Origin of the sequence: Aeromicrobium sp., assembly GCF_050700635.1 — a bacterium.
In the GTDB taxonomy this organism is placed as follows: Bacteria; Actinomycetota; Actinomycetes; order Propionibacteriales; family Nocardioidaceae; genus Aeromicrobium.
In genome coordinates, this window is record NZ_JBOHDT010000126.1 from 1 (window position 1) to 7,261 (window position 7,261).

6 protein-coding genes are annotated in these 7,261 nt (G+C 69.6%); all 6 read right to left on the bottom strand.

The annotated features are described in order from the left end of the window. Positions 1-173 precede the first annotated feature (173 nt). Positions 174-1,214 (bottom strand): ABC transporter ATP-binding protein, encoded by a 1,041-nt coding sequence (locus tag ACRDPN_RS10115; protein ID WP_431447324.1) that lies wholly within the window; start codon positions 1,212-1,214, stop codon positions 174-176. Beyond that, entirely contained in the window at positions 1,199-1,855 is a 657-nt protein-coding gene (locus tag ACRDPN_RS10120) for an ABC transporter permease (protein ID WP_431447325.1), read from the bottom strand. The genes ACRDPN_RS10115 and ACRDPN_RS10120 overlap by 16 nt, the downstream gene beginning before the upstream one ends. Then, positions 1,855-2,691 carry a substrate-binding domain-containing protein gene (locus ACRDPN_RS10125; RefSeq protein WP_431447326.1) on the bottom strand — a complete coding sequence of 279 codons (837 nt, stop codon included), beginning with the start codon at positions 2,689-2,691 and terminating at the stop codon, positions 1,855-1,857. Before ACRDPN_RS10125 ends, ACRDPN_RS10120 begins: the two co-directional genes overlap by 1 nt. Further along, complete coding sequence (locus ACRDPN_RS10130) at positions 2,688-4,610, bottom strand: molybdopterin biosynthesis protein (protein WP_431447327.1); 1,923 nt, start codon at positions 4,608-4,610, stop codon at positions 2,688-2,690. The genes ACRDPN_RS10125 and ACRDPN_RS10130 overlap by 4 nt, the downstream gene beginning before the upstream one ends. A gap of 11 nt (positions 4,611-4,621) precedes the next feature. Continuing rightward, complete coding sequence (locus ACRDPN_RS10135) at positions 4,622-5,842, bottom strand: molybdopterin-binding protein (protein WP_431447328.1); 1,221 nt, start codon at positions 5,840-5,842, stop codon at positions 4,622-4,624. Between the two features lie 12 nt (positions 5,843-5,854). Continuing rightward, positions 5,855-7,261: complex I 51 kDa subunit family protein (locus tag ACRDPN_RS10140; RefSeq protein ID WP_431447329.1), on the bottom strand; the 1,407-nt coding region annotated here is incomplete at its 5' end.

Here is a 7,261-nt window from a genome sequence, read left to right on the forward strand (position 1 = left end):
TTGGCGGCTGCGGGTCGTTCGAGCAGAGGCAGCTCGGTGAAGAGAATCGAGCAGTTGACGGCATATCGCGGGCCGCGAACAAGGGCGTTGTCCATGATCGCCTTCCTGTCGTATACCGCATACAGTAGGCGTGTATGCCGAACACGGTCAAGCGGGCGGCAGCACGCTCCCGGTCAGCCAGTGGATTTCGGCAGCACTGCGGTCAGCGCGGGGTCGAAGTCGACTTTCACGTCGTCGCCGACCGACAGTGACGAGCCGTTGATCGGCATCCGCGCGAGCAGCGAGACGCCGCCCTCGAGCGCAACGGCCCGATGTCCAGGACCGGGTGTGACCCGGGCGATTCGCACCGGTAGGCCAGGCGCGTCGGCATCCGCGATCCGCACGCCGTTGGCGAAGACGGCGACCACCACCGGACCGGACAGCTCACGGTGGGTCAACCCCGTCTGCGCCTGGCCGACGAGCACGGATCCGTCCGTTTCCACGTACGCATCGATCAGGTTCTCGTAGCCGACCAGGGCAGCGACGCTGGCATCGGCCGGAAAACGGTTGAGGACGTCCGGCGAGCCGACCTGGCGCACGCGTCCGTCGACGAGGACGACGACACGGTCGGCGAGACGCAGTGCCTCCTCGGCGCGGTGCGACACCTGGACCACGGTGGTCGTACGGTCCGCGAGCGCCTGTTCGAGGTCGGCGAAGAACGCCGAGCGCGACTGGGCGTCAAGTCCTGCGGCCGGCTCGTCGAGCAGGAGCACGGCCGGGTCGATGGCGAGAGCCCGAGCAAGACTGACTCGCTGTTGCTCGCCCCCGGAGAGCGCACCCGCCGGTCGGTCCGCCAGGTGCGCGACGTTCAACCGTTCCAGGGCGGCGAACGCGATCTCGCCGCGAAGAGCGCGCGGGACCTTTCTCCAGCGCAGGGGCAGCTCGACGTTGCGCCGGACGCTGGTGGTGAGCAAGCCCGGTCGCTGGGTCGCGTAGGCGACTCTGCGGCGGAGCCCCACTCCCCCGCGCTGCGTGCTGACGGCGTCCACGGTCACGTCACCGGAGTGCGGCGACTCGACGGCCGCGAGAAGACGCAGGAGGGTCGACTTCCCGGCGCCGTTGGGACCGAGTACAGAGAGATGCTCTCCGCGTCCGACAACCAGGCGGTCCACGCGTAGCACTTCGCGCCCGCCGCGGACGTGCCGGACGTCGGTCAGGCTCAGCTCTGCGCCCACGACGCCCCCGGCCGCTGGACGGAGACGAGCAGGGCATTGATGACGAACGCCAGTCCGAGCAGGATCACGCCGTACACGATCGCGACCCCGAACTCACCGCGACCGACGTACTCCACGATGGCCGTGGTCATCACCTGGGTCTGGCCGTGGATGTTGCCACCGACGATCGTGGCGGAACCCACCTCCGAGATGGCATGCCCGAAGCCCGCCATGGCCGCCGCCAGCAGCGGAAGCCGCGCCTCGATCCACAGGCGCACCACTCGCTGCGCCCGGTTGGCCCCGAGTGAGCGCAGCTGGTCCGGGAGATCCCGTGGAAGAAGCTGCAGCGCGGCCATCGTGATCCCCGTGATCAGGGGCGTGGCTATCAACACCTGGGCGATGATCATGCCCCGCACGGTGTAGATCAGGTCGAGATCACCGAGCGGGCCACTGCGCCAGAGGAGCAACGCCACGGCCAGGCCGACGACGACCGTCGGTACTGCCATCCCGGTGTTGACGACGGCGGTCAGGAACCCGCGTCCGGGCAGCCGAGCCAGCCCGAGTGCGGTGCCCAGCCCGATGCCGATCCCCGACGCGATGAGCGTTGCCGTCAAGGAGACGTAGGCCGATCGTGCCAGCACCTCGTACAGCGGTTCGACCATCAGTTCCTCGCATCAGGCGTGAACAGCTGCTCGCCGTACTCCTCGACCCCGAACTCGGCGATCCTTTCCTGCACGGGCTTGTCGAGGATCCAGCTCGAGAACTCCTCGGCACATCCGGAGTTGGTGCCTTCGTGGTCCACCACGATGACGTGGTAATTGTTCAGCAGGTCATCCGAACCTTCGAACGCGATGTCGGACTCCAAGCCCTTGGTGGCCAGGAACGTGCCGCGGTCCGCCAGCGTGTAGGCCTGCTTCTGGTCGGCGATGGTCAGCGTGTCACCCATCCCCTGACCGGTCTCGAGGTACCACGCGCCCTTGGGCTCGATCCCGGCCTCCTCCCATATCGACAGCTCCTTCGTATGAGTGCCCGAGTCGTCGCCGCGCGAGGCGAACGACGCCTTCTGGTCGGCGATCTGGGTCAGGGCCTCGGCGGCGCTGCCGGCGTCGCCGACCCCGGCCGGGTCGTCAGGTGGTCCTGCGAGCACGAAGTCGTTGTGCATGACGGCCTCACGACTCGAGCCATTGCCGTCGGCTATGAACCGCTCCTCGTCCTCAGGTGAGTGCACCAGCAAGACGTCGGCGTCCCCCTTCTCACCCATCGCCATCGCCTGCCCGGAGCCGACCGCAACCGTCTTGACGGTGCAGCCGCTCTTCTCGTCGAACAGAGGAAGGATCTCGTCGAGGAGTCCGGAGTCCTGCGTGCTGGTGGTGGTCGCAAGAATCATGTTTCCGCTCGGGCCACCGGACGCCTCAGGCTCATCCGACCCGCAACCGGCCGTCGCCAGCAGGCTCCCAGCGACGACGGCGCCGACCGCCGCTCGCATCACGCCGCTCACCGGATGCGCCGCCCGGTCTCCTCGGTGCCGTACCCACCCAGAGCTTCGATGGATGCGTGGAAGTCGGGCGAGTCCAGGAGCTTCCACAGCGGATCGAGGAGCGGGTCGTCGAGGCTGCCGGCCTCGACTACGAGGTCGTAGGGCTCCCGCGACACCGGGACGAAGTCCAGATCGAAGGCTCGTGCCGCAGCCATGATGCCCAGCCCGCAGTCTGCGCGGCCGGCCGAGATCGCCGCAGCGACGGCCAGGTGCGTCGGCTCCTCCCGCGCGTATCCGCTGACCTTTGCCGGGTCGATCTCGAGCCGGCGCAGCTCATGGTCGAGCAGCATCCGCGTACCGGCGCCACGCTGCCGGTTGACGTACGACAGGTCCGCACCTGCAAGGTCGGCGAGCCCGGTGATGCCACGCGGGTTTCCGGGCTGCACGAGCAGCCCCTGATCGCGATGCACCAGGCGGACGACTGCCAGGTCCCGATCGCTCATCATCTCGTCGAGGTAGGGCAGCGTGTACTCGCCGGTCTCGGGATGAAGGAGGTGGGAGCCGGCCAGGTGACACAGCCCGTCGCGCAACGCCACAAGCCCGCCGAGCGAGCCCACGTTGGTCGACACAAGCGTCAGAGTCGGATCAGCTGACCGAAGTGCCGTGGCCGCGAGGTCGATCACGAGGTCGTGCGACCCGATCGCGACGATCGTGCGCTCGATCTCCGGCAGCCGTCGCAGCAGCTGCACCGACACCTCCTCTCCCGCATGGTGCCCCTCGACACCAGTTGGCACGAGCAGGAGCCCGTCGGCCCGGACGAGCGAGGTCAGCACGCCGGCCCCACGGGGAAGCGGCGACGCCACGACCTGGCCACCCACGGAACCGAGTCGCACCCGCACCCAGTCGTCCATGCCCACCACCGACGGCAGCTTGCGCGCGAGACGGGCCGGAACCTGCGGGCGATGAGGCGGCGCCGCGCCCTCAAGTGCAGCGAGCAGCGGCAGCGCGAAGATGTCGAACGTCAGCGCGGCCGACACCGGAAACCCGGGCACGCCGATGACTGGGGTGGCATCGACCGCACCGAGCACGACGGGGTGGCCGGGGCGTACGGCGACCCCGTGCACGGCGAGCTCACCGAGCTCGTCGACCACCCGAGCGGTGTAGTCGTCGCGCCCGGCGCTCGACCCGGCGACCACGAGGACCAGGTCGGCGGTGGCTGCCGCCTCCCGCACCGCCGCGCTGATCTGCTCCTGGACGTCCGGTTGGATCGGCGTCGCCCATGACTCGCAGCCGGCCTCGCGCGCCTGCGCGACCAGCATCAGCGAGTTGGTGTCGAGGATCTGGTCCCGCTGCGGCGGTGATCCGACGGGTACGATCTCGTCCCCGGTGGGGATGACAGCGACCCGCGGCCGGCGGTGTACGACGAGCTCGGTCGCTCCCGCTGCGGCAGCCGCAGCGACGTCGACCGGCCGCAGCCGGTGTCCCTCGGGCAGCAGCAGCTCACCGGCACTGACGTCCTCGCCGATCGAGCGCACATGCGCGTACGGCGGCACGGCGGACATGATCTCGGCGGCCTCGCCGGCGGGGGTCGTCACGTAGTGCACGTGCTCGCGCATCACGACCGCGTCGAAGCCATCCGGGATCGGGTCCCCGGTGTCGACGACCTCGTAGGCATCGGGCCCGAGCTGCAGCGGGGTGGTCTGCGTGGCACCACCGGTGTTGCTCGCCAGGACCGCGATGCCGTCCATCGCAGCGGAGTCCCCGACCGGCGAGGAACGGGTCGCCCAGACCGGTTCGGCGGTCACCCGCCCGACCGCGTCCTCCAACGAGAGGCGTACTGCCTCGAGGCGAATCGGGCAGCCGGCGGAGCCGCAGGTGTCGACCCAGACCTGCAGCGCGGACTCGACGGGGACATCGCTGATGAAGGGACTCTCGTGCACGGGCCGCCACGCTACCCGTACATCGTCACGGTGACGTCGGTTCCCGACTCGAGTCCGGTTGCTGCCTCCGGGATCACGACGTACCCGTCGGCGTCGGTGAGGATCGACAGGAGCGCGGAGAACCCGAACAGCGGGGTGGCGACGTCGTCTCGGACCTGCACCTGCACCACGTCCAGCCGGCCCGCAGCCGAGGCGACACCGCGCGACAGGGTGGCAGACCTGGTCGGCTCCGCGGGGGGCCGAGTGATGCCGCCGACCAGGCGGAGGATCGGCAGCCCGACCAGGCGGAACACGACCAGCGCGGACAACGGGTTCCCCGGAAGCCCGATCACCGGCACGCTTGCGCACTCGGCAAGCAGTGTCGGTTTGCCAGGCTTGATGGCCAGCCCGTGGCAGTAGATTCCGCCAAGGGACTCGACCGCGGCGGTCGTCTCGTCGCGGGCGCCGACAGACGATCCAGCCGAGACGACGACGAGGTCGCTGTCCCGCAAGGCCGATTCGAGTGTCTTGGTCAGCGCGTCGACGTCGTCCGGCACGATCCCGCGGGGTGACGGCTCGCCACCTGCCTCGGTCACCAGCGCCGCCAGCGCCGAGGCCGTTGCGTCGCGGACCTGGCCTGGGCTCAGCTGCTTGGTGCTCGGAGGCACCACCTCGTCACCGGTGGAGATGATCGCGACGCGCGGCCTCATCCGCACCTCCACCTCGGTGGCGCCGGCGGCAGCGAGAATGCCGAGGTCCTGTGGTCTCAGCGGACGCCCCGCAGGGGCGATCTCGGCACCGACGGCGACGTCCTCATCAGCCCGGACGATTCCTTCGCCCACGGCCACCGGCCTGGTCACCTCGATGACGTCGGGCGTGGTGAGCTGCGTGTGCTCGACCATCACCACGGCGTCGGCATCGGCAGGGATGGCGGCACCCGTGGGGATCTGCACGGCGGTCGCGGTACGCACCGCCACATCGGCGGCGGCGCCCATCCGCACCGCGCCGATCAGGTCGAGGTACGCCGGCAGCCCGTCGCTCGCGCCGTACGTGTCAGCAGCACGGACGGCGTAGCCGTCGACCGTGGACCGGGCGAATCCGGGAAGCTCCGCGCCCGACACCACTGGGGAGGCCGGCACCCGGCCGAGCGCGTCCTCCCGGAGGACCGTCTCTTCACCGGTGCGTCGACTCGGTTGGAAGCCTGCCAACGCTTCCGACACCGACAGGGTGGTGAAGAACTCCTTACCGCCCAAGGGAGGCTGCCTTCATGCGTCTGGAGGACTTGGGCGCGGCGGCTGCGCGACCGTGTCTGGAGCATCTTGGCGCGGCTGCGGCCGCGCGATCGTGGCGCCACGCTGACGACCCATCACGCTGACCACCGGACCCAGGGCCACCTGACCCAAGCCGCAGATCGAGGTCTTGCGCAGGGTCACCTCGAGCTCGAGCAACCGCTCGCGACGCGCGTCGTCAAGCTCTTCACCGGCCACAAGGGTGTCGGTCAGCAGGGCGTGGGCCTTGGTGGACCCGACCCGGCAGGGGACGCACTTTCCACACGACTCGTTGCGGAAGAACCGCAGCACGTTGGTCGCGGCGGCCAGCGAGTCGGTGCCCTCGGCGACCGCGACGACTGCGCCGGATCCAAGCATCGAGCCGGCCTCGGCAAGGGTGTCGAAGTCGAGAGCCACGTCGAGGTGCTCTGGTCCGAGGAAGTTCGACGAGGCACCACCGGGCTGCACCGAGTCGAGCTCCGCGCCGCCGGACACACCCCCCGCGAGGTCGAGCAGGTCACGGATCGTGGTGCCCATCGGCACGCAGTAGACACCGGGCTTCTCCACGTGTCCGGAGACCGCGAAGAACTTCAGCCCGTCGCTGCCGTTGACGCCCTGGTCCTTCCACCAGTCGGCGCCACGGGCCACGATGATCGGCACGTCGGCGAAGGTCTCGACGGAGTTCATCAGCGTCGGCTGACCCCACAGCCCGAACACGCCGGGGAAGGGCGGCTTGTTGCGTGGCTCGCCACGGTGGCCCTCCATGCACTCGATGAGGGCCGTCTCCTCGCCGAGGATGTAGCCCCCGGGCGAGGTGAAGATGTCGAGCATCAGCCGACGGCCGGTGCCCTGTACGTCCTCACCGATGAGGCCCTCGCTGCGGAGACGCTCGATCTCGGCGTGCAGGACGGCCTCCTCGGGGCCGTACTCGTGCCGGATGAAGACCCAGCCCTCCTCGGCGCCGGTGACGACCATGCCCATGAGCATTCCCTCGAGGACGAGGTGCGACTGCTCGGCCAGGAGCTGGCGATCCTTGAACGTGCCCGGCTCGGACTCGTCGGCGTTGCAGATCGCGTATTTGACGCTGCCCTCGGTGTTGCGGACCAGCTCCCACTTCTTGCCCGTGGGGAACCCGGCACCGCCCATGCCGCGGAGGCCCGAGCCCTGGAGGTTCTCGAGCACCTCCTCAGGCGTGATCTCCCCGGTCAGCAAGGCCCGCAGCGACTGGTAGCGCGGCTCGTCGGGCGCGTACGGGTCGTTGGGCCAACCACCGTCCGGTCCGTACGAGACGGTTCGGCCGGCGTCCTCGTCGCCCTGACGCCGGCTTTCCACGAAGCCGTCGACATCCTCGACGCGACCGGGACGTTCGTCGACCGTCGCTGCGGGCGCGATGTCACAACGGCC